Here is a 20,766-nt window from a genome sequence, read left to right on the forward strand (position 1 = left end):
TATTCATGGACTTCAGCGTCTATTTTTTCTCGGCCAACGACGACGTCGACGCCGGCGAGCGCTACCGTTTCGTGCTTGATGTCGCACGGTTCGCCGACACGCACGGCTTTCGCGCACTGTGGACGCCGGAGCGGCACTTCCAGGAGTTCGGTGGGAGCTTCCCTAGCCCCGCCGTGCTCAGCGCGGCCCTGGCGACCGTGACCGAGCGGATCGACCTGCGCGCGGGCAGCGTCGTGTTGCCGCATCACCACCCGGTCCGGGTCGCGGAGGAGTGGGCGCTTGTCGATCAGCTGTCCGGCGGGCGGGTCGGGCTCTGCCTGGCGACCGGCTGGCACAAGAACGACTTCGTCTTCTTCCCTCAAAACTACGACACCCGCCGGGAGTACACCTTCGAGCACCTGGAGACGCTGCGCAGGCTATGGCGCGGCGACCGCGTCATGTTCCCGGGGCCGGACGGCCAGCCGCTACCGGTGGTCACCTACCCGCGGCCGACGACCGACGAACTGCCGCTGTGGCTGGTCCACAGCACCAACCCGCGAACCTGGACGCAGGCCGGCCAGCAAGGAACGAACGTGCTGACGCTGCTCGACAACTGGAGCAGGCTCGCCGCGAACATCGAGCGGTACCGCGAGGCCCGTGCCGCCGCCGGACTCGACCCCTCCGGCGGCACGGTGACGGTCGGTCTGCACACCTACGTCACGGCAGACGACGACGAGGCGCGCCGTACCGTCGAGAAACCGGTAAAGGCGTACCTCAGCTCGTTCCTGACCCAGCGCGGCACGGACGCCGCGGTCGGCGGGTCGTCGGCGGCGCTGTCCGAGCAGGAGCAGGACGTGTTGGTCGAGGCCGCGTTCGAGGACACCTTCCGCCAGCGCTCCCTGCTCGGATCGCCCGAGCGATGCCGCGCGGTGGTGTCGCGGCTGGCCGACATCGGGGTGACCGAGGTTGCCTGCCTGATCGACTTCGGACTGCCGTTCCCGACGGTGATGCGGGCCCTTCCCGCGCTCGACGAGCTCCGGGCGAGTTTCGCGGCCGACGGTGGCGTCCCCGCTTCGGCCGGCGGCGGCGACCTGTCCTGGTACTACCGTCGATGAGCGACGCCTTCGACCTGTGGGTGTTACGCCGTGCCCGCGGTCCGAACGCGGAAACGATGCCCCTGCTGTGCCTGCCGTACGCCGGCGGCGGCATCGCCGCGTTCCGCGGCTGGGAGCTGATCGTCGGGCCGCTGGCCGAACCATGGCTGATCCGCCTGCCGGGCCGGGAGTCCCGGGCCGTCGAGCCCGGCCTCACCGATCTACGGGCCATCGCCGGCCATGTCGCCGCGGCGGTGGCCCCGCGGTTGCGCGGCGCGTTCGCGCTCGCCGGGCACAGCATGGGCGCCGTCCTGGCCTACGAGCTGGCGCACGAGCTCAACGAGCGGTACGCCCTCACCCCGCACCACCTGACCGTCTCGGCGCGGTCGGCGCCGCACCTGCCGCCGCGCCACCCGCCCGTGGCGGACCTGCCGGACGAGCGGTTCCTCGCCGCCCTCGACGAGAGGTACGGCGGCCTACCGGCGGCCCTCCGCGCCGACCGCGAGTTCGTGCGGTTCATCCTCCCCACGCTCCGTACGGACGTGACGGCCTTGGAGGCGTACTCAGCCGTGTCCCGCCCGCCGCTGCCATGTCCGATCGCCGTGGTCGGCGGACGGAGCGATCCCACTGTCACCGTCGACGAGCTGCGCGCCTGGCGTACGCACACCACTCAGAAGTGCGACCTGCGTCTCGTCGACGGTGGCCACTTCTATCTCAACGAGCGCCGGGAAGCTCTGCCGGAGGCCATCGCGGACGAGCTAGCGCGGTTAGCGGTCGCGTGGTGACGGGTCGTGACCGTCCAGCCGACTGCTGTCGAGACGGAACCCGACTCCGCGGATGGTCTCGATCAGGCCGTCCCGGTCGAGCTTGGTACGGAGCGCACTGATGTGCACGTCGAGCGTGCGCGTGGACCCGATCCAGTTCTCGTCCCACACTCGGGCGATGAGCTCGTTCCGACGCATGACAATTCCCGGCTCCTCGGCCAGCGCGACTAGCAGGTCGAACTCCTTGAGGGTCAACGTCACCTCCCGGCCGTCGATGACCACCTGCCGGGCGCGCGGCCGGATCGACAGGGCGCCGAGGATGATCCTGCTCTCGGGTGGCGACTCGTTGGGCTCCCGGCACCAGATGGCCCGCCGGGCGTTGGCTGTCACCCGGGCCAGCAGCACCAGACTCCCACAGGGCTTGACGATGTAGTCGTCGGCCCCGCTCGACAGGCTCAGAACGATGGCCGCCTCGTCGGCCACATCGCTGAACATCACGATCGGTACCCGTGACCGCTGCCGTATCCGTCGGCATACCTCGATTCCGTTCAGGTCGGGAAGGTTCATCCCGAGAAGGACGATGTCGGCGTCGGGTGCGTATTCGACGGCGGCATTGCCGGTGTTGATTTGCTCTACCTGGTGCCCCCCGCGCACCAAAATGGACGCCGCTCCTTCGCGGTGGGTCGAGTCGACATCGACCAAAAGAATGCGCAATTCAATATCTCCCGTGGTCGACGTGATGGCGGGAAATGAGGGCCAGGAATTGAAAAGAAGCGGCTCTGCATAGAGCGTGAACGCAATTTGTTGCGGCCATCAATTCGGTGCTCCCCCGGCGTGCGGCAACAATGCCGACCAGTCTTCCCGGCGCACCTCGCCTCGATACTAGTCAGTGAATCTTGCTCACGCCATCCCTGCTATACGGTGGCATTTAACAGGCTATGGCGGGATATAAGGACGTCAAACTTTGGTCACGAGGAGTATGGGTGTCGGTGGTCATCGATGAATCAATAATTCAAGCAAATGTCGGTCCTTGTCCGACCATGTCGCAGTCACGATGTGCGAGAAGTAGGTGGGAGCGTGACCACCTTCGTTACGACGAGTAGTCGACAGGCAATGGCTTGCGCCAGGTTTCGGAAGGGTTTCGGTGCTGGAAAACATGCGTGACTCAATACCGCGGCGACGCCGGCACAACCAGGGTTTGCCCTGGCGGGTGAGCTGCCGTCGGTAATGCCATGGCACATGGCCTGAGGCTGCCATCAGCGAGGGCGAGGCCGTTGGAGGGCTGCCCGGTCCAGCGCCGCCGTAGTGGCGCAGGCACATCTCCTCCAGTGTCGGCGGGCTGCCGGTCAGGCTCCGTGCGCCCAGCGGCGCCAGCACACGGACCACCTCGTCGAGTCCGGCAGTGTCCACATCCAACCGGGCGTGATGGCAGGGATCCGTGCGGCAGCGCGGCGGGTCGGAGTCTGCCTTGCGCGCCGCGGCGCAAGAGCACCGCATCCGACCTTGCGCCAGGTGGTGCCGCCGTCGTCGCTGTAGACGATCATCGCGCCGTGCGGGTGCGCGCCGCTGGCGGTCGTCCTGCCGGAGTTGACGCGACCATCAGCCGGCCCACGTGTGGGCCACGTTCCAGATTGATGGCGTGCGACGGGCCGATCCCGCGTGCGCGGGAGCAGGGCCGCGGTCCGCGGTCCGCGGTCCGCGAAGATCATATGTCGCTCCGGGACCACCCCCGCGTGCGCGGGAGCAGCACGTCGTTTTGAAAGAGGCCGAGCCTCAAAGACGTTCGATGCCGCCCTATTGCGCAGGCCGTCTACGGGAGACGCGACCGCCGCCCGTCGGAGGGCGCAGCCGTACCACCAGGTCGGCCCAGGCGTGGGCCTCGTCTGGCGTGAGCGGGGCACCCGGGAGGTCCCCGCCGCGCGGCGGCCGTACCGGTTCGGCTGGCGGGAGCGCCACCAACGGGTTTGCTCCACCGGCGAAGCTGCCGATCAGGGACAGCCCCGCGACGAGGTGGCGGAGGAGGCCAGGTATGGCAGCGCGGATCCGTTCCACGGCTGCGCGTCAGGCAGCGACGGACTTGACGTCGGCGACGCGGTCGGTGCGTTTCCAGGTGAACCGCTGCGCCAAGCCGGCGGCGACTACGTTCTTGGCCACCCACCGCATCGCGTACGCCGCCGAATGGTCCACATTGGACAGATCCTTGCCCGAGAACGCTCCACCGCCGTGCCGGGCACACCCGCCATAGGTGTCCACAACGATCTTCCGGCCGGTCAACCTGGCGTCGCCCATCGACCCACCCAACTCGAACCGCCCGGTTGGATTCACCAGCAGCCGGTACCCCTCGATGTCCGGTGTCTCCGTACAGGCGAAGCCGGACGTTATCCCCTGATCGCCAGCGCCTTGCGCATCCAGCGCACTGCCCGACTCACCCGAGCGCAACTCGATCGCCGAGTCGACGCCCTGTGCGATGTCCGGCGACTGTGACCCGATCGCGATGTTCACCCCCCAGGAGGCCCCGTCGAAGCCCTTCTTCGACGAGTCGTACCCGATCCGTAGAATCGTCTCCCACACGATCGCCGGGATATCTGAAAACGCCCGCGTGGTCACCTCACCCGCGACGTGCACCTGACCCGTCGTGATCAACGTATCCACCGTCACCCGGCTGCGTGGGTCCGCACCGATCAACGCGTCCAGCACGCCGCCACTGATCCGATCAGCGATCTTGTCCGGATGCCCCTCCGTCACCGATTCCGACGTGAACAAACGACGCGTCATCGCTTCCCCCTGACGAGTTGGTTCAGGCCATGCTCACCGGCGGGCGCGGCGATCGAAAGTGGCCGTTTGATGACGGCCCCGCCGGCTGTCCCCAACGGACCACCTCAGCGCAGGCCGGCGAAGAGATCTACCTCGCGGGCCGGGGAGGGGACGTCACTGTGCCGGAGGATGAAGTATTCCTGGCCGAATACTGGCCGCAGGACCTCGGGCGGCAGGAGCAGAAAGAACATGTTCTCGCCCTGGCTGGTGTGCGCCTCAAGCGCCTTGCACTTGTTATCCGCGTAGGGTGCGACGTCGATCGTCGTGGTGACCTCGTCGTCCGGGATGCCGAAGTCCTCCGGCGGCTCGAAGCCGAGCTCGATGCCGGCATCCAGCATGTGCTGGAACAGGTCCTTGAGCGCGCCCCGGGGATCGCGGTGTGGTAGAACTTGCGCGGAATGCGGGTCGATCTCGCCGCTTCCAGGGCGATCCGGTGGGCTTGGACGTGATCGGGGTGGCCGTACCCGCCGTTTTCGTCGTAGGTGACGACAACGTCGGGCCGGTACTGCTCCATCAGCGCGGCGAGGCGGGCAGCGGCGTCGGCCACAGGGATGTTGGCAAACGCCTCTGGGTGGTTGTTCGCCTCCCAGCCGGCCATGCCCGTGTCGCGATATCCCAGCAGCTCCACATGATCGACGCCGAGGTGGCCGGCTGATGTCCGGAGCTCCTCCAACCGGAGCCGGGCGACCTCCGCCGCGTCGTGCCCGGCCTGATCCGGCTTCATGCCGTCGGGGCCGTCGCCCTGCTCGCCGTTGGTACACGTCACCAGCACCGTACGCACGCCTTCGGCGGCGTAGCGAGCGAGAATTCCCCCGTGCTGATCACTTCGTCGTCGGGTGTGCGTGTACCGCCATTAATGTCAGTCCCATGCTCTCACCCTAGGTGGCGATCCCTCCGAACCGTCGAGAGCGGAGCGAATGGACGCCGACATGTTGGGGACACCTCATGTCCCTGGCACGAATAGACCACTTCCGCGCAGAAGAGTTGGGCGGAAAATAAACCATCGTTACGGTTGTTGCCCCATCCTCGGAAGGAGTCGCGCGGATGGCCCTCACTACCTCCAGCGAAAAAGCGGGTGTGGGCAGGAAAACGATAAAAGTCCGCAGGCCGTTGAGCCCCGTTGAGCGCTGGCTGTGGATATCGCATCAGATCTCGCCGATGAACGGGTTTGCCTGGGTGCAGGTGCGTGGCAAGATCTGCCCGGAGCAGTTGGCTTGGGCCGCAGCCGCGGTGGTCGCCGAACAGCCCCTTTTGCGGGTGTCGATTCATGCCAAAGCGGATGGCACCGACCCCTGGTACGAGCCCGCCGCCGAACCCGTCATGCCGATTCGCGTCGTGCACGCCGACGCTGACGACGAGCTGGCGGCCGAACGGGAACTCGACACCGTCGAGATGGCGGTGCCGGTGGACACGTCGACCGCGCCGATGGCCCGGCTGGTCGATGTGGTGCGGGGCGCGGGTACTGAGGCGGAAACACACGACCTTGTCCTGATAATGTCGCACACGATCGTCGATGCCACCGCCCGAGTGAACATGCTCGCCCAGCTGCTCGGCTATGCCGCGGAGTGGGACCCCGATAGCGACCGGCCACGTTCGGTGGTTTCCCGAGACCCGGTCCCACCACTTGGCTACGCGCTGCCGCGTGGGGTCCGCGGCCTGCCCCGGGCCATGGCGGCGGTGTTCACCGAGCACATGGCGTCGCTCCGGGCGCGTACGAAGCCCCTCGCACCGGAGCGGTACGTGGCGCCGGCGGAGAAACGCACCCGGCTGCTGCTCCGGAAACTGTCCGGCGACCAGTTGAAGGCACTGCTGAGCACGTGCCGGCGAAACGGCGTGACCGTGCACGCGGTACTGTCCACGGCCGTCGCCAGAGCAGTCGGTCGCGAAATCGGCATCCAGCAGGGCAAGGTGACCATCCGAACGCCCGTCCAAGCACGCGCGGAGCTGTCGCCACCGCTTGCCAGGAGCGACGTCGGAAACTACATGTGCGTTACGCAAACGTACGTGGATGTGGATCCAAATGCCGAATTCTGGGCCGTGGCCCGTCAATTCAACAAGGATCTCAAGAAGCGACTGCGGCTGCGGGCACACCTTTCGTCGATTGCGCTCATGAGGCGGTTCGCACCAAAATCCCTCGCGACCAGCACGCGTTTCGTCGACGGGATCGACGACCGCGCGGCCGGGGCCGTGTTGGTGTCCAACCTGGGACGCGTCGACTTTCCCGATCGAGTCGGTGACTGGGAGCTGTCCGCCGTTCAGTTCTTCTCCACGATGTCGGTCACCGGGCAAATGGCCATCTGCGCTGTGACGAGCAACGGTGTGCTTCACCTAAACACGTGCTATGTCGAGGGCAGACGTCGGCCGAACGTGCGGCCCGGGTCACCGACGACACGCTGGCGATCCTGATGGCAGCGGTCGGTCGGGGAGAGTAGATGATTACCACCGAGGCCTGGGTGCTGTACGCGAATCCGGAGGACGCGGAGCGACCGACGCGCGTCGAGGACGTGCTACGCCGGGAGAGTTTCTCGTTTCCCGAGCCGGACGACCACGAGGTGCTTGTTGAGCCGCTGTACGGCTCGTACGAGGCCAACATGGACCACGCGCTGACCCGCGATCCGATCGACGTGTGCCGGCAGCGCGGCGAGAAGTCCACGGTCATCGGCAACCTCGGCGTCGTACGGGTGCTGCGCCCGGGACCGTCCGCTCCGACTACGGTCCGCGAGGGCGACGTCTGCATGGTCATGCCGTTCGGGAGACGCGATCGCCACGGGTACGCCGAACTGGTCTACGGCTACGACATGCCGGGGACCGTCGGGCTCATGACCAGACGCACCAAGGTCCGGGCGGAGAACCTCCTGCCCGTTCCCGTGGACAGCGCCTACTCGCTGCCGCAATGGGCCGCCTACGCGCGCTACTTCACGGCATGGGACAACTGGAGTGTCGCCTTCCACTGCTGGAAGGCGCAGATGCGCGAGGAGCATCTGGGCGATTACCTGGTGTTCGGCTGGGGCGGCGGCGTCTCCGTCGCCGAACTGGAGTTGGCGCGGCGCGCCGGATTCCGGGTGGCGATGACCGCGAGCACCGACGAGAGGCTGGCCTATCTGCGGGGCAAGGGAATCCAGCCGGTCGACCGCAGACTCTTTCCCGATCTGGCCAGGAGCGGGCACGGCGAAGACTTCGACCCGGTCGCCGATCGCCGCTACCGCGCCTCCGAACAAGAGTTCCTCCGGGTGATCGCCGAACTCAGCGGCGGTGCGGGGGTAGCGATATTCATCGACAACATCGGCGCCCCGGTCTACAAGGCGACGCTGAAATCGCTGTCCCGGGAGGGCGTGGTGGCAACCGCCGGCTGGAAGGGCGGGATGAACCTGCTGAACCGCCGAGCCACCGAGTGCATCAAACGGCATCTGCATGTGCACACGCACGTCTGGCGTTTCCAGGACTCGGCACGGGTGCGCGACTACCAAGAGGAGACCGGGTGGATCGCCGACATCGATCCAGACGCGATCTACGGTTTCGACGAGATCCCCGTGCTCGCCCAGGATTACCGGATGGAAAAGCTGAGCACGTACTTCCCGATCTACCAGGTCAACCCGGTGTGACGTCGACGTCCCACATTGGCCCGCGCGGCGCTGCCCCTGGGCGGACCGAAGAATAGGAGCAGGATCGATGACCGAATCCACCGTCGCCGGAGCCACCGAAGAGCAGTCGCTCGCCTTCCCTATGGCCCGCGGGTGCCCCATGCACCCGCCCTCGGAGTACGCGATGCTGCGGGCGGACCGGCCGGTTTCCAAAGTCACGCTGCCGACCGGCCAAGCGGCGTGGCTGGTGACCCGGCACGAGGAGGTCAGGCAGCTGCTGATCGACCCGCGGCTTAGCTCCGATCGCACCGCACCGGGATTTCCGCTCATGCTGCCGGTGCCGCCGGGCGCTCTCAGGCAGCTGAACCTCTCGCTAATCTCGATGGACCCACCTGAGCACCCCGCGCACCGACGCATGCTGATACCCGAGTTCACGATGAAGCGGATGCAGGTCCTGCGCGAGCGCATCCAGCAGATCGTGGACGAACGTGTCGACGCGCTCCTCGCGGCGCCCCGCCCGGCCGACCTGGTCGCCGAGCTGGCCATGCCGGTGCCTTCGCTGGTGATCTCCGAGCTGCTCGGCATTCCCTATCTCGATCGCGGCTTCTTCCAACCGCTGGCCATGCGCATCGTCAGCCGCGACAACAGTCCCCAGGTAAGGGCGGCGGCGGGCATGGAGCTCGCCACCTACCTTCACGAGCTGGTCGCCACCAAGGAGAAGGACCCGACCGACGATCTGCTCGGGCGGCTGATCCTGAAGAACCGCGAAGACGCCGTCATGAGTCGCGAGGACATCACGAACCTGGCCCGGTTGCTGCTGATCGCCGGACATATCACCACCACGGACATGATCTCGCTCGGCACCCTGGTCCTGCTCGAGAACCAGGACCAGCTGGCCCTGATCCGGGAGAATCCCGACCTCGTCGGCGAAGCGGTCGAAGAGGCGCTGCGCTACTTCGGCATCGCGGACATGTCCCGCGCGGTACTCGAGGACGTCGAGATCGGCGGCGTGGTGATGCGCAAGGGCGAGGGGGTCATCTGCGCCGCGGTGGCGGCGAACTGGGACGGGGAGGTCTACGCGAATCCGGAGAGGTTCGACATCCGTCGCGGAGCCAGGCACCACCTCGGTTTCGGTCACGGCGCACACCGGTGCCTCGGCGACAACCTGGCCAGGCTGGAGCTGGAGATCGTATTCAAGACGCTCTTCTCGCGGATACCGTCCCTGCGACTGGCCGCCCCGGTCGAGGAACTGCCCTTCAAGGCCGACGCCACGCTCTACGGGGTCTACAGCGTGCCAGTCACCTGGGATCCCGACCCGAGAGCGATGGGGAGCTGACCCCTGGCGCGATGCGGTCTCGCGAGCCCTTTCACCGCGTCTGTGGCGGGGCGTGTTCGTGCTGCTCGGCGTCGCGATCGCCGCCCTGCTGACGGTCGTTCGGCACACCCGCGCCGAGGAGGAGATGGGGCGCCGGGAGCTCATCGGCTCCACCGTCGTCGGTCGTCACGCGGCCCTGGGCGGCGCGTTCCTGCTGCGGGTCTGGTTGGCCTGGCCTTCGTGGTGGAGGTCGCCGGGACCTGGGTGCTGGCCTGCTTCCGGCACGGCTCGGCTCGGCCCGGCCGCGGGCAGGCCGAGCCTGCGCAGCCCGTACGCGCTCGCGTGGCGGCTGCACCGCGGCACGCTGCTCGCGTGGACGGCCGCGTTCGCCGTGGCCGGCATGGTCGTCGGCGGTGCTGCGGTTGCGCAGCTAGGAACTACAGCCGGTGTCGACGAGGCTCGCGATCTCGGCCTGCCCCAGTTGCAGGCGTCGGTCCGCGAGTCGTTCCCGCACGGCATGCGCACCGCGCTCTGGGTGGCCGCCGCGGCCATGCTCGTCGGTACCCGGCTCGCCTGCGCGTCCCGGCGCAAAAGGGTCCGGGAACCCGCCGCGCCGCCCGTGTTGCATGCCGTCGACAAAGTAGGCCAACAGTCGGCAGATAGGCAACACGGGCAGCGGATGGGCTCCCGGTTCAACGCGGAAGGCCACAGGACGTCAAGGGGTTCGGGAAAGCTGCGTTTCCCGGGCGGCGCCTTCGGGGCCGTTTGCCTTTCCGCCCTCGCCCCGGCGCATTAGGCCGCGTACTCCGTGGAACGCGCGGCGCACCGCGGTATCGACGACGTCGTAGCCCAGAGCCCACGCGGTGATGGCGAGGAGGAACACTCCGAACGTCTTGGTCACCGCTGGCGGCTTGGAGCCGACCTTGAGGTTGACGAACGAAGGCTCCCGGAGAGCCTTCATCGTCAGGTCCGCCCGCCGCCTGTACCGGAGGAACGGCAGCCGCCACAGCGCGGGCATCGGCGCGTCCGCCCGCATGGCACCGGTGGTCGCGCGCAGGTTGACGCCATGGTCGAGCCGCCAGACGGCGCGACGTGCGGCATTCTCGTGTAACCGTTCGACGAAGCCCGCGACCCGGGCCGGATGGACGAGGCTGAACGGTGCCACCGACTGTGACAGAAACAGCCGCCGGCCCAGGCGTACACGCAGACTGGCCAGATCGGGCGTCTCGTTGCTGGTGTAGCCGTCGGTCTGGGACAGCCACCGGGAGATCCCCCACCGGATGCCGGTCGCCGAGCCGAAGACGAGGTAGTCGATCCAGTGATCGAGAATGAAGAACCGGCTGTCGGCGATGGCCCGGCCGTACTTGGACTTCACCATGCTGCGCATGATCCGCCAGTCGGCGAGCACCGCGTCGTTCACATGCCTGATGTAGTCGGTGTCGAGCACGCCCTCGGACAGGTCCCGTTGGACGATGTTCGCACCGTGCCAGGAGGTAGATAGCGACAGCGAGATGCCCTGGCTGTAGTAAGCATCGATGATCGATGACGCATCGCCGACGATCACGTACCGCTCCGGCGAGACGTAGGTGTCGCTGATGTACTGGAGGTCGCGGTAGGCCGAGAAGTCCAGGGCGTTCTCCGGCTTGAGCCAGTCGAGCATCGGGTAGCGGCGGATGATCTGCCAGAACGCCGTACGCAGGTTGCGGTCCAGGTCGGTCCGGGTCTTGTGCAGGCTGACTCCCACGCTGATCCGGTCGTTCGTGAGCCGGATGAGCCAGATCCAGTAGCCGTCGCCCCACAGGTGAACGGTGTCCAGGTCACGCCGCACGACATCGCCGTCGGGGAACTGGAAGTTCCACCGCTCGTCGAAGAAATCGTCGGTGCATCCGGAGAACTGCCCCCAGACCGACGAACTGTCGAACCCGTCGGCGAGGGGACATCGTGCCCGAAACGCTTGACGAGCAGCCGAGCCCGGCCAGAACAGTCGATCAGCCACCGGGCCCGGACCGTGCCGTCGAGGCTGCCGTCCTTGGCTCTCCAGGTCACGACGTGATCGCAGTCCACTCCCAGCGTGCTGCCCAGTTGCAGGTCGCGGACCAGGCCACGATCGATGAGGGTGATGTTGTCGAACTGCTTGAGACGGTCCCGGAGCACCGCCTCGATCTCCGGGCGGACGATCTGGCAGTCGCCAAACATGGTCCGTTGGAACTTCTTGTCGGTGAACGCATCCTTCCAGCGCTCCGGTATCGCGTGCTGAAAACCCCATTCGGACACGCCCGCGCCGAACGCCGTCTTGCCCTCCAGCCCGTGGGCGAACCAGACGCCTCGCTTCTCGAACGACTCGGAAAGCTCCTTGTCGAGCTCGCCGATGGTGCGCAGGAACGCATTGGAGAATATGAGCAAGGATTCTCCGACCTTGTAGGCGCTCGTGCCGCGTTCGGTCAGCTCGTCGACGATGACCACACTGAACCCGCGCCGCGCGTACTGCAGAGCGTTGTGCAGACCGACGATGCCGGCACCGATAACGCATACGTCAGCGCGCACTGTCTCAGACATCCGTTACCTCTTCTGCTAGGCGTGCGGCTGGCAATTCCATGGAACGCCGGCGCGCCGCGGGGAGTCATCGAATTGTGGGTGGCCTGATCCTGCGGTGCATGAAGAGTCCACCCAGGTCGGAAAGACCGGGTGCCCCAGGCGGGCTTCGCACGTGGAGGCCTACTCAGCCGCTGACGGTGCCCGCTGACCAACGATCTTGGCTGGGAAGATTCCGGCCTTCGCTGTGCCGCTGACGGAGTCGCCGTCGAAGGTCAGCTCCATCGTGGCGGTGACCTTGATCGGCTGGGTGATCGCCGTCTTCCAGGTCAGCTTGTTGCCGCTCAGTTGCGGTTCCGTCAGCTCCTGCGCCTCCTCCTGCTCGTAGCGGCTCACACCGGAGATCTGGTCAGGCCCGTGCTGTACCAGGTCGAGTTCGAACCTCCGGTCGCCTACTGGCGTGGCGATCGAAAGCTGCCAGGTGCCGGTCAACGACATGTCGGTCGTTCCTTTCCGATCGTGTGTCGAGGGAGCCGGGTGATCAGTCGCGGACGGGGACACTGCGGCCTTTTCAGAACATGCTCACTGCCGCGGACGGCGGTCGGCAGTGGACGTTTGATGACGATGGGTCACCTGTCCGCAAGGGACCACTTCATCCGCGCGCGACTGCTCGTCCACACTGGACAGCGGAGGACGTCATGGATTGGACAACCGGTAGGACTGGCGCTGCGACTCGCTCGGCGCGCTTCTGGCACACGCGAGCCAGGTCGCTGTACACGCGCCGTGGTTCGCGCTACCGAGGGATGTGGCCAGACAGGTACTCGCGATCGAGCACTACGTCCTGCGCGACGCGGCCCCCAGCTTGCGCGAAACCGACCTCTTCGAGGATTGGGCGCTATAGGCCTTCCGTGTACCGCCGGACGATTCGCCGGCGCAGCGCGACCGCCGAGGCGAGGGCGGTGGCGGCGCCGGCGCAGCACCCGATCACGACATCCACGGCGCTGTGCGCGGCCCACTGGACATAGGTGACCGCGCCGGGCGGGGTCAGCAGCCCCAGCCACCGCAGCGGCCCCGGCAGCCACCACGGCACGATGGCCAGGAGCAGAACCAGTCCACTGAGGACTTTCAGGAGCCCGACTCCCTGTGTCCGGTCGCCGGCGAAGGCGGTGGCGGTGAGCATGATCAGCGGTGCCTGCGCGGCGCCCAGCACGATTGCGGGCAGCAGTGCGGGCAGGGCATCGGGCGCGAGGCCGCAGACCGGCACGGCGACCACCAGGCCGGCCAGCGCGAGCAGGCCGGTGAAGGCTATCCGGTACCCGAGGTAGCGCTCGAGCGTCACCGGCGTCACACGCAACAACTGGAGCCTGCGCTCTGTCATGTCGTCGAACATCAGGAGTGCGCCCACCATGCCCATGATGAGCGGAACGTGGATGACCACGGCGACGGTGAGCAGCAGTGGCAGGTACGGGTCGAGGCCGAACCCGGTCCGGTCGCGCACTAGCTCGGCGAGCCACGGGTACCCGAACCGGATCGCCGTGGCAAGCGCGACCGGCACCACGGTCAGGAAGGCGGGCAGCAGGTCCAACCCGGCGGTGCGCACATCGGCCCGTGCGAACGTCAGCACCCAACCGCCGCGCCACCGGGCACGCCCCCGCGGGCGACCCGGCCGGCTGGTACGCGCGGCGGCGGGCGCCTGGACCGCGTGCCGGTGGAAGCGCCGCCGTGCCAAGGCGTACGCCGAGGCGATCCACACGAGCAGGTATCCGGTCGCCGCAGCGCCTGCCGCCGGGCTGAGCGGTCGGCCAGTCAGCCCGGCATCGATGAGGTCGGCAGCGCCGGTGGTCGGCAGCGCGTACAGGACGGGATGGTCCACCACGCCTGCGAGATGGGCCAGCGGCGCGGCCAGGAGCGGGGCGATCACCGCCGGCGCCGTGGTGAGGTATCCGACGAGCGTGCGGTGCGGCTGCACGAGCGCGAACGCGAGCAGCAGCGTGAGTACGGCCACCAGACCCACGCCCAGCAGCGCGAGGCCCGGCTGGTGCGGGCGCAGCCGGGCCGCGGACAGGCCGACCGGCACGGCGGCGGCCAGCGACAGTCCGGTCAGCACGGCCAAGCGCACGCCGACGTACTCCCGAAGCGCAGCGGGCTGACCAGCAGGGCGGCGAGCGCGCCATCGGCGCGTTCGCCCAAGAATAGAGCCGGAACGAAGAATCCACCGAACGTCGCGGTGTCCAGCAAGAGGACGCCGGTGCCCAGCCGTCCCGCCGCGGAGGCGGGCACGACCGCCACCGCGACCGTCCACATGACACAGACGACGGCGGCTACGGCGGGGATCTGTGCGCGCAGCTCCAGCCGCCACTCCAGGCGGCCCAGCGCCACCAAGCGCCGCACCGCCGGGGCGGTCACAGGCGCCCACCTGTGATCCGGACGAACACGTCGTCGAGCGACGCCTCCGTGCTGTGGATGGTCTCCACCCGCCCGGTGCGCAACAGGTCAAGGAAGCCAGGATCGCTGGGCAGGTCTTCGAGCCGGAACTCCCTGCGGCGCGTCCCGTCGCCATCCCGGTACTCGACGGCCACGCCGTGGTGTCCGTACCGCAGGCGGAAGCCGCGCGGCGAGTCGATGTCGGCGATCCTGCCGGCGACCACGAAGGCCACCCGGTCACACATCTCGTCCGCGGTCGCCATGTCGTGGGTGGTGAGGAAGACCGTGCGTCCCTCGTCGACCTGTTCCCGGATCAGCGACCGGACCGCCGCAGTGTGCACCGGGTCGAGGCCGGAGGTCGGCTCGTCGAGGAACACCAGATCGGGAAGGTTGACGAAGGCCCGTGCCAGACCGAGGCGCACCTGCATGCCTTTGGAGAAGGTGGCCACCGCCCGATCGGCCGCGTCCGCGAGGTCGACGCGCTCCAGCAGCAGCCGTGCGTCGGCGACCGGCGGCTCGAACAGGGACGCGAACGCCTCGAGGTTTTGCACGGCCGTGAGCTTCGCGAAATGGGCCGGCAACTCGAAGCCGACGCCGATGCGCTGGTAGTAGTCCGGCCCCCATGCACGAACCGGACGGCCGAGCACCTCGGCCCGTCCTTCATAGCCGCGCAGCAGCCGGGTCAGCACCCTCTGCGTGGTGGATTTCCCGGCCCCGTTCGGTCCCAGAAATCCGAACACCTCACCGCGCGCCACGCGAAAAGACATGCCATCGACGGCGTACCGGTCGGCACCACGGTAGCGGACTCGGAGGTCCTCGACTTCGATCACCGCGCCCGCCGCCGGACGCCCGCGTAGCACCGCTCGACCACGCCGGTCACCTTACCGGCGGTGGGCCTGGCGCGGGCCCAGCGCGGATGTTCGGTCATCGATCGATCGTCAGCAGGTCACCGAGCACGTCCCGGTGATGCGCGGCAGTGCCCAGTGCGATCGCGTCCGCCTTAGCCCGCTTGAGGTACAGGTGCGCGGGGTGCTCCCAGGTGAAGCCGATCGCGCCGTGCAGCTGCACGCACTGCTCAGCGGCCTGTACCGCCACCGGCCCGCAGTGCGCCTGCGCCAGCGCCGCCGCTACCGCGGTGTCCGGGTCCCCCTCGGCGAGGCAGCCGGCGGCGTACCGCGCCGTCGCCCGAGCTTGGGTGACCGCAACCCACAGCTGCGCCAGCCGGTGCTTGACCGCCTGAAAGGAGCCGACCGGCCGGCCGAACTGCTGCCGCCGCTTGACATAGGCCAGCGTGGCGTCCAGGCACCACTCGGCGATGCCGAGCTGCTCGCTGGCCAGCAGCACGGTTCCGGCGAGCAGCGCCGCCGCCACGGCCGGGGCGGCGTCCGCCACTCGGGTGGCCCGTGCGCCGGCCAGCGTGACGTCGGCCAGCGGCCGGGTCATGTCCAGCGAGATGACCTCGGATACGTCGGCCGCCTCCCGCGACACCGCCCACAGCCCGCCGTTCGCCGGTACCAGCAACAGGTCTGCGGGCAGCGCGTCGGCCACACCGCCGACCGCGCCGGTGAGCCGCTCGCCGTCGGCGGTGACGGTCCCCGGCAGGCCGGCGCCGGGGCGGGTGGACAGCGGCAGCGCGAGCACCGCGAGCACCTCGCCGGCGGCAGCCTTCGCCAGCAGCCCGCAGTCTTGGCCGGACAGCAATGCGGCGGTGGCCATCGCCGCGCCCAGGTGCGGGACCGGTGCGACCGCCCGGCCAAGCTCCTCGGCGACCACGGCCGCCTCCCGGTACGAGCCGCCCGCCCCGCCCCGGTCCTGCGGGACGGCGAGCCCGGCGCAGCCTACGTCCGCCGCCAGCGTCTGCCATAGGCCGGTGTCGTACGGGTCCGAGCTCTCCACCCGCGCCAGCACCGCCTGCCACGGCGCCCGGTCGGCGAGCACCCTGCGTACGCTGGCGCGTAGCTCGTCCTCGACGTCCGAGTAACGGAGGCTGATCACCCGGCCACCTCGCGAGGCAGGCCGAGCACCCGTTCGGCGATGACGTTGCACAGGATCTCTGAGGTGCCGCCCTCGATGGAGTTGGCTCTCGCGCGCAGGTATCGGTACCCGGACGTGCGCTCCCGCCAGTCTCTTCTGGACGGTCGACGCATCGTCCAGTCGTCGTACCGCAGCGCCTCGTCGCCGAGCAGCTCCAGCTCGAACCCAGAGATCTCCTGGTTGAGATGCGAGTTCGCGTACTTGACCGCGGAACCGTCCGGGCCGGGCTGACCGGCGGCCAGCTCCTCGCGCAGCCGCTGCGCGGTCAGCCGACCCGCCTCGGCCGCGACCCACAGCCGCAGCAGCGCGTCGCGCCCGGCCGCGGTACGCAGCTCCGGCCGCGCACGCCACTTCCGAACCACCAAGCCGATCATCCCGTCCCCGCGCGGTACCGGGTCGCCGCCGAGCGCCACCCGCTCGTTCATCAGCGTCGTTCGCGCGACCTGCCAGCCCTGCCCGACCTCGCCGATACGGTGCGCGTCCGGGATGCGTACCCCGGTCAGGAACACCTCGTTGAACTCGGCCTCGCCAGTGATCTGGCGCAGCGGCCGGACCTCGACGCCAGGTGCGCTCATGTCGCACGCGAAATAGGTCAACCCTTCGTGCTTTGGGGCCGACGGGTCGCTGCGTGCCAGCAGGACCGCCCACTGCGCCTCGTGAGCCGTGGACGTCCACACCTTCTGCCCGTCGACGACCCAGTCACCGTCCGCCTCCCGAACCGCCCTCGTGGACACCGAGGCCAGGTCCGAGCCAGCGCCGGGCTCGCTGAACAACTGGCACCACACCTCCTCCTCGGTCCAAAGTGGACGCAGCCAGCGCCGGAGCTGTGCGACGGTACCGTGGCGCAGCATGGTCGGTGCCGCCATGCCCAGCCCGATGCCGACACGCGGCAGCGGCACGTCAGGCGCCCCGGCGGCCGCAAGCTCCCCGTCCACCACCGGCTGCAGGTCGCGCGGGAGGTCCATGCCGCCCAGCCCTTGCGGGAAGTTGACCCAGGCGAGCCCGGCGTCGAACCGGGCGCGTAGGAACTCCAACCGCTCGGTGGTGGCCGGGGCGTGCTCGGCGAGGAACGCCCGTACCTGCCCGACCAGTTCGTCGCTCCGCATACAGGTCCTTCGGTGAATTCGGCGGCGATGCGACCCAAAATTCCCGGCCAGTAGCACAGCACATTGAATTGTGGACGCCACCGGAACGTGCGAATATGGCGGGTGGCCCATTAGCGTGGCTCATTTCTACCGCATTCGCACAACGACGGCACCGCCGGCGTAGGGCCGTAAGCGGCAGCGGCAAGAAGCAACCACCCAACCGGCCTGTGGCCGCTTCCGGGAGTCCGAACCGGGCTGGCAGCAAGTGTCCACTACCGTCAAAGGTGCTGGCCGGAAAGCATGACTGGGACGGCCGGGTCCGACCGGCGCCGCCGAGTCACTTACTCCGGGGGCCGTAACGCCATGCCCGTAAAGAACGTCTTCCTGTTCGCCGGCCAAGGGTCGCAGTACTACGGAATGGGACGCGACCTGTTGTCCGACCACCCGGTTTTCAGTGCGTCCATGAGCAACTGGAGCACGGTATTCGCGGATCTGGGCCTACCCGGCGTATTCGAAGAGATTTACCGTGCGGACCGTACGGCTGCCGACCCGTTCGATGAAATACGGTTCACCCACCCCGCGATTCTCATGGTCGAGCTCGCCATGGCGGAGACGCTGCGGGCGGAGGGCGTCGAACCGGACTACGTGCTCGGGGCGAGCCTGGGCGAGTTCGCAGCGGCTGCGGCGGCCGGCGTGCTGAGCCCGGAGGATCTGGCCCGTTCGGTCGTGGAGCAGGTCCACATGCTCGAAAGGCACCGCGTGCCAGGAGCGATGCTTGCCGTGCTCGGCGACGTCGCGTTGTACCACGATGACGAGTGGCTGGGCGCCGACGTCGAGCTGGCCGCGGTCAACTCGGACCGCAACTTCGTAGTCTCCGGTGACGCCGCGGGTGTGGCCCGCGCCGAGCGGCGCCTGCAGGAGCTGCGCGTGCTGTACCAGCGGTTGCCGGTCAACCACGCGTTCCACTCCTCGCGGCTGGACGCGGTTGCTGAGCCGTACCTGAGCTCACTGTCCCGGCTGACGCTGCGCCCACCCGCGGTGCCGTTCGTGTCCTGCGAGTCGGCCGGGTACGTCACGCACTTCGACGCGTCGCACTTCTGGCAACTTGTGCGTGCGCCCATCCGGTTTCGCGAGGCGATCCAGTTCCTGGATCGGCAGGACCCGGACGTCGTGTACCTGGACCTCGGGCCGTCCGCCACGATGGCGAACTTCGTGGCGAGCATCGTGCGCGGCGACGGCCGAAACCGCGCGGTACCCATCCTGGATCCTTTCGCGCCGCGCGGCCGGGCCCTGCAAGCCATCAGGACCCAAGCCGGTCGGTCACGGCGCGCCTCCACCTCAGCGCCAGGTCAGGGAGGGAAGCAGATGAGAGCGGTTGTGTTTCCGGGGCAGGGGTCACAGGCGCGGGGGATGGGCGGTGACCTGTTCACCCGGTTCCCCGACCTGACCGCCACGGCGGACCAGATCCTCGGCTACTCCGTCGCCGAGCTGTGCCGCGAGGACCCGCGCGGCCAGCTCGACCAGACGCAGTTCACCCAGCCGGCGCTGTTCGTGGTCAACGCCCTCGCCTACCTGGCCCGCAGGCAGGACGGCGAGCCGGCGCCGGACTACTTCGCCGGGCACAGCCTCGGCGAGTACAACGCCCTGTGCGCGGCGGGGGCGTTCGACTTCGCGACCGGGCTGCGCCTGGTGTGTGAGCGCGGCCGGCTCATGGCGGCCTCGACCGGCGGCGGCATGGCGGCGGCGGTCGGTCTCACGGAGGAGGCGGTGCGGGAGGTGCTGTCGCGCGGCGCGCTGTCCGGCATCGACCTGGCCAATCACAACGCGCCGGACCAGTTCATCGTGTCCGGTCCGCGGGAGGCGGTCGAGTCGGCGCGCGAGGCGGTGCTCGCCGCCGGAGCACGGGCATACCTGGTACTTCGGGTGAGCGGCGCCTTCCACTCGCGGTACATGGAACCGGCCCGGCGCGAGTTCGAGCAGGTGCTCGCCGGCTGCGAGTTCCGCCCGCCGCAGGTACCCGTCGTAGCCAACGTCACGGGGCGCCCGTACGAGCCGGGCTCGGTGCGGGAGATCCTCGCCGAGCAACTGGTTCGGCCGGTGCGATGGGAGCGGAGCGTGCGGCACATGCTCGCCGCCGGGGTGTCCACTTTCGACGAGGTCGGGCCGGGGGAGGTGCTGACCGGCCTGGTCAAGAAGATCCGGCAGGCCGTACCCCCCTCACCGGCTCCCGCGCCGCCGGTCCCGGCCCGGCGGTTGCGGCCTGAGGACCTGGGCAGCGCGGAGTTTCGGCGCACCTACGGCAGCCGGTACGCCTACGTGTGCGGGGCGATGTACCGCGGCATCGCCTCCGAGGAACTGGTCATCCGCGCGGCTCGTGCGGGCATCCTCGCGTTCTTCGGCACCGGGGGCCTCGACCTGCCCCGTATCGCGGACGCCATCGACCGCCTGGCCCACGAACTGGGTGACGGCCGCCCGTACGGCATGAACCTGGTGCACAACCCGGGACAGCCGGAGGTGGAGGACGCAACGGTCGGGCTGCTGCTCGACCGCGGGGTGCGCAACGTCGAGGCGTCGGCGTTCATGAAGATCACCCCGGCCCTCGTCCGGTACCGGCTCTCCGGACTGAGCAAGGGCGCCGACGGCGAGGTGATGGCCGCCAACCGCGTCATCGCCAAGGTTTCCCGGCCGGAGGTGGCCGAGAGCTTCCTGTCTCCCGCGCCGCAGCGGCTGGTCAGCCTGCTGGAGCGGGACGGGCTCATCACCGCTGAACAGGCCGCGCTCGGCGCGGGCATACCCATGGCGGACGACCTGTGTGTCGAGGCGGATTCCGGAGGGCATACCGACCGGGGCGACCCGATCGTGTTGCTGCCCACGATGCTGCGGCTACGCGACCGGATGGTCGCCGACCACGGCTACCCGCACGGGTACGGGTCGGCGCGGCCGGTGGCATCGGAACCCCGGAGGCCGCGGCCGCGGCGTTCGTCCTCGGCGCAGACTTCGTGGTCACCGGTTCGATCAACCTGTGTACGGCCGAGTCAGGAATGAGTCCGGTCGCCAAGAGCATGCTGGAACAGATCAACGTCCAGGACACCGACTACGCGCCGGCCGGTGACATGTTCGAGTTGGGCGCACAGGTACAGGTCC

The 20,766-nt window shown here is 68.6% G+C and carries 17 protein-coding genes and 2 pseudogenes; 7 read left to right on the forward strand and 12 right to left on the reverse strand.

Going from position 1 to position 20,766, the window contains the following annotated elements:
• Positions 1-5: 5 nt before the first annotated feature.
• Both Pflav_RS06170 and Pflav_RS06175 read left to right on the forward strand, forming a co-directional pair.
• Positions 6-1,094, forward strand: coding sequence for a MupA/Atu3671 family FMN-dependent luciferase-like monooxygenase (locus Pflav_RS06170; RefSeq protein ID WP_173034424.1), 1,089 nt, complete (start codon positions 6-8; stop codon positions 1,092-1,094).
• On the forward strand, positions 1,091-1,858 hold the full coding sequence (locus tag Pflav_RS06175; RefSeq protein ID WP_173034426.1) for a thioesterase II family protein: 768 nt from the start codon (positions 1,091-1,093) through the stop codon (positions 1,856-1,858). Before Pflav_RS06170 ends, Pflav_RS06175 begins: the two co-directional genes overlap by 4 nt.
• Here Pflav_RS06175 and Pflav_RS06180 read toward each other — a convergent pair.
• From Pflav_RS06180 to Pflav_RS48535, 4 genes and pseudogenes are all read right to left on the reverse strand, one after another.
• Positions 1,841-2,551, reverse strand: a complete 711-nt coding sequence (locus tag Pflav_RS06180; RefSeq protein WP_173034428.1) for a response regulator transcription factor — start codon at positions 2,549-2,551, stop codon at positions 1,841-1,843. The two genes, Pflav_RS06175 and Pflav_RS06180, sit on opposite strands and share 18 nt — an antisense overlap.
• A 1,401-nt stretch (positions 2,552-3,952) precedes the next feature.
• Positions 3,953-4,612 (reverse strand): annotated as a pseudogene (locus Pflav_RS06185) (methionine adenosyltransferase domain-containing protein); the annotation flags it as partial.
• A gap of 104 nt (positions 4,613-4,716) precedes the next feature.
• Positions 4,717-4,989, reverse strand: a complete 273-nt coding sequence (locus Pflav_RS44945; RefSeq protein WP_232071017.1) for a hypothetical protein — start codon at positions 4,987-4,989, stop codon at positions 4,717-4,719.
• Positions 4,990-5,126: 137 nt separating this feature from the next.
• A pseudogene (locus tag Pflav_RS48535) lies at positions 5,127-5,432 on the reverse strand (PIG-L family deacetylase); the annotation flags it as partial.
• A 263-nt stretch (positions 5,433-5,695) separates the two neighbouring features.
• Between Pflav_RS48535 and Pflav_RS06195 the strand changes: the two are divergent.
• From Pflav_RS06195 to Pflav_RS06210, 4 genes are all read left to right on the forward strand, one after another.
• On the forward strand, positions 5,696-7,057 hold the full coding sequence (locus Pflav_RS06195) for a phthiocerol/phthiodiolone dimycocerosyl transferase family protein (protein WP_173034430.1): 1,362 nt from the start codon (positions 5,696-5,698) through the stop codon (positions 7,055-7,057).
• Positions 7,058-7,083: 26 nt separating this feature from the next.
• Positions 7,084-8,253 carry a zinc-binding dehydrogenase gene (locus tag Pflav_RS06200; protein WP_173034432.1) on the forward strand — a complete coding sequence of 390 codons (1,170 nt, stop codon included), beginning with the start codon at positions 7,084-7,086 and terminating at the stop codon, positions 8,251-8,253.
• Between the two features lie 163 nt (positions 8,254-8,416).
• Positions 8,417-9,568, forward strand: a complete 1,152-nt coding sequence (locus Pflav_RS06205) for a cytochrome P450 (RefSeq protein ID WP_232071019.1) — start codon at positions 8,417-8,419, stop codon at positions 9,566-9,568.
• A gap of 58 nt (positions 9,569-9,626) precedes the next feature.
• Positions 9,627-10,343, forward strand: a complete 717-nt coding sequence (locus tag Pflav_RS06210) for a hypothetical protein (RefSeq protein WP_173032619.1) — start codon at positions 9,627-9,629, stop codon at positions 10,341-10,343.
• Here Pflav_RS06210 and Pflav_RS06215 read toward each other — a convergent pair.
• The 8 genes from Pflav_RS06215 to Pflav_RS06250 form a co-directional block, all read right to left on the reverse strand.
• Positions 10,263-11,111 carry a hypothetical protein gene (locus Pflav_RS06215; RefSeq protein ID WP_173034435.1) on the reverse strand — a complete coding sequence of 283 codons (849 nt, stop codon included), beginning with the start codon at positions 11,109-11,111 and terminating at the stop codon, positions 10,263-10,265. The genes Pflav_RS06210 and Pflav_RS06215 overlap by 81 nt on opposite strands.
• Positions 11,108-12,103 carry an FAD-dependent oxidoreductase gene (locus tag Pflav_RS48540; protein WP_173034437.1) on the reverse strand — a complete coding sequence of 332 codons (996 nt, stop codon included), beginning with the start codon at positions 12,101-12,103 and terminating at the stop codon, positions 11,108-11,110. The genes Pflav_RS06215 and Pflav_RS48540 overlap by 4 nt, the downstream gene beginning before the upstream one ends.
• Before the next feature lie 159 nt (positions 12,104-12,262).
• A complete protein-coding gene (locus tag Pflav_RS06225; protein WP_173034439.1) occupies positions 12,263-12,577 on the reverse strand; it encodes a hypothetical protein in 315 nt (104 codons plus the stop codon).
• A gap of 397 nt (positions 12,578-12,974) precedes the next feature.
• Complete coding sequence (locus tag Pflav_RS06230) at positions 12,975-14,198, reverse strand: hypothetical protein (RefSeq protein ID WP_173034441.1); 1,224 nt, start codon at positions 14,196-14,198, stop codon at positions 12,975-12,977.
• Positions 14,180-14,485, reverse strand: coding sequence for a hypothetical protein (locus tag Pflav_RS06235; protein WP_173034443.1), 306 nt, complete (start codon positions 14,483-14,485; stop codon positions 14,180-14,182). Before Pflav_RS06235 ends, Pflav_RS06230 begins: the two co-directional genes overlap by 19 nt.
• Complete coding sequence (locus Pflav_RS06240) at positions 14,482-15,363, reverse strand: ABC transporter ATP-binding protein (protein WP_232071022.1); 882 nt, start codon at positions 15,361-15,363, stop codon at positions 14,482-14,484. Before Pflav_RS06240 ends, Pflav_RS06235 begins: the two co-directional genes overlap by 4 nt.
• Before the next feature lie 64 nt (positions 15,364-15,427).
• Positions 15,428-16,498 (reverse strand): acyl-CoA dehydrogenase family protein, encoded by a 1,071-nt coding sequence (locus Pflav_RS06245; RefSeq protein WP_173034445.1) that lies wholly within the window; start codon positions 16,496-16,498, stop codon positions 15,428-15,430.
• Positions 16,495-17,643 carry an acyl-CoA dehydrogenase family protein gene (locus Pflav_RS06250; protein ID WP_173034446.1) on the reverse strand — a complete coding sequence of 383 codons (1,149 nt, stop codon included), beginning with the start codon at positions 17,641-17,643 and terminating at the stop codon, positions 16,495-16,497. The genes Pflav_RS06245 and Pflav_RS06250 overlap by 4 nt, the downstream gene beginning before the upstream one ends.
• A 342-nt stretch (positions 17,644-17,985) precedes the next feature.
• On the opposite strand from Pflav_RS06250, the gene fabD reads away from it, so the two are divergent.
• Complete coding sequence (fabD, locus tag Pflav_RS06255; protein ID WP_197938024.1) at positions 17,986-20,667, forward strand: ACP S-malonyltransferase; 2,682 nt, start codon at positions 17,986-17,988, stop codon at positions 20,665-20,667.
• Positions 20,668-20,766: the final 99 nt, after the last annotated feature.

It is taken from the genome of Phytohabitans flavus, assembly GCF_011764545.1.
In the GTDB taxonomy this organism is placed as follows: Bacteria; Actinomycetota; Actinomycetes; order Mycobacteriales; family Micromonosporaceae; genus Phytohabitans; species Phytohabitans flavus.

Coding starts and splice junctions, on each gene's coding strand:
- Pflav_RS06170 (WP_173034424.1), top strand. CDS start 6: ATGGACTTCAGCGTCTATTTTTTCTCGGCCAACGACGACGTCGACGCC.
- Pflav_RS06225 (WP_173034439.1), bottom strand. CDS start 12,577: ATGTCGTTGACCGGCACCTGGCAGCTTTCGATCGCCACGCCAGTAGGC.
- Pflav_RS06200 (WP_173034432.1), top strand. CDS start 7,084: ATGATTACCACCGAGGCCTGGGTGCTGTACGCGAATCCGGAGGACGCG.
- Pflav_RS48540 (WP_173034437.1), bottom strand. CDS start 12,103: ATGTCTGAGACAGTGCGCGCTGACGTATGCGTTATCGGTGCCGGCATC.
- Pflav_RS06250 (WP_173034446.1), bottom strand. CDS start 17,643: ATGCGGAGCGACGAACTGGTCGGGCAGGTACGGGCGTTCCTCGCCGAG.
- Pflav_RS06175 (WP_173034426.1), top strand. CDS start 1,091: ATGAGCGACGCCTTCGACCTGTGGGTGTTACGCCGTGCCCGCGGTCCG.
- Pflav_RS44945 (WP_232071017.1), bottom strand. CDS start 4,989: ATGCTGGATGCCGGCATCGAGCTCGGCTTCGAGCCGCCGGAGGACTTC.
- fabD (WP_197938024.1), top strand. CDS start 17,986: ATGCCCGTAAAGAACGTCTTCCTGTTCGCCGGCCAAGGGTCGCAGTAC.
- Pflav_RS06195 (WP_173034430.1), top strand. CDS start 5,696: ATGGCCCTCACTACCTCCAGCGAAAAAGCGGGTGTGGGCAGGAAAACG.
- Pflav_RS06205 (WP_232071019.1), top strand. CDS start 8,417: ATGCTGCGGGCGGACCGGCCGGTTTCCAAAGTCACGCTGCCGACCGGC.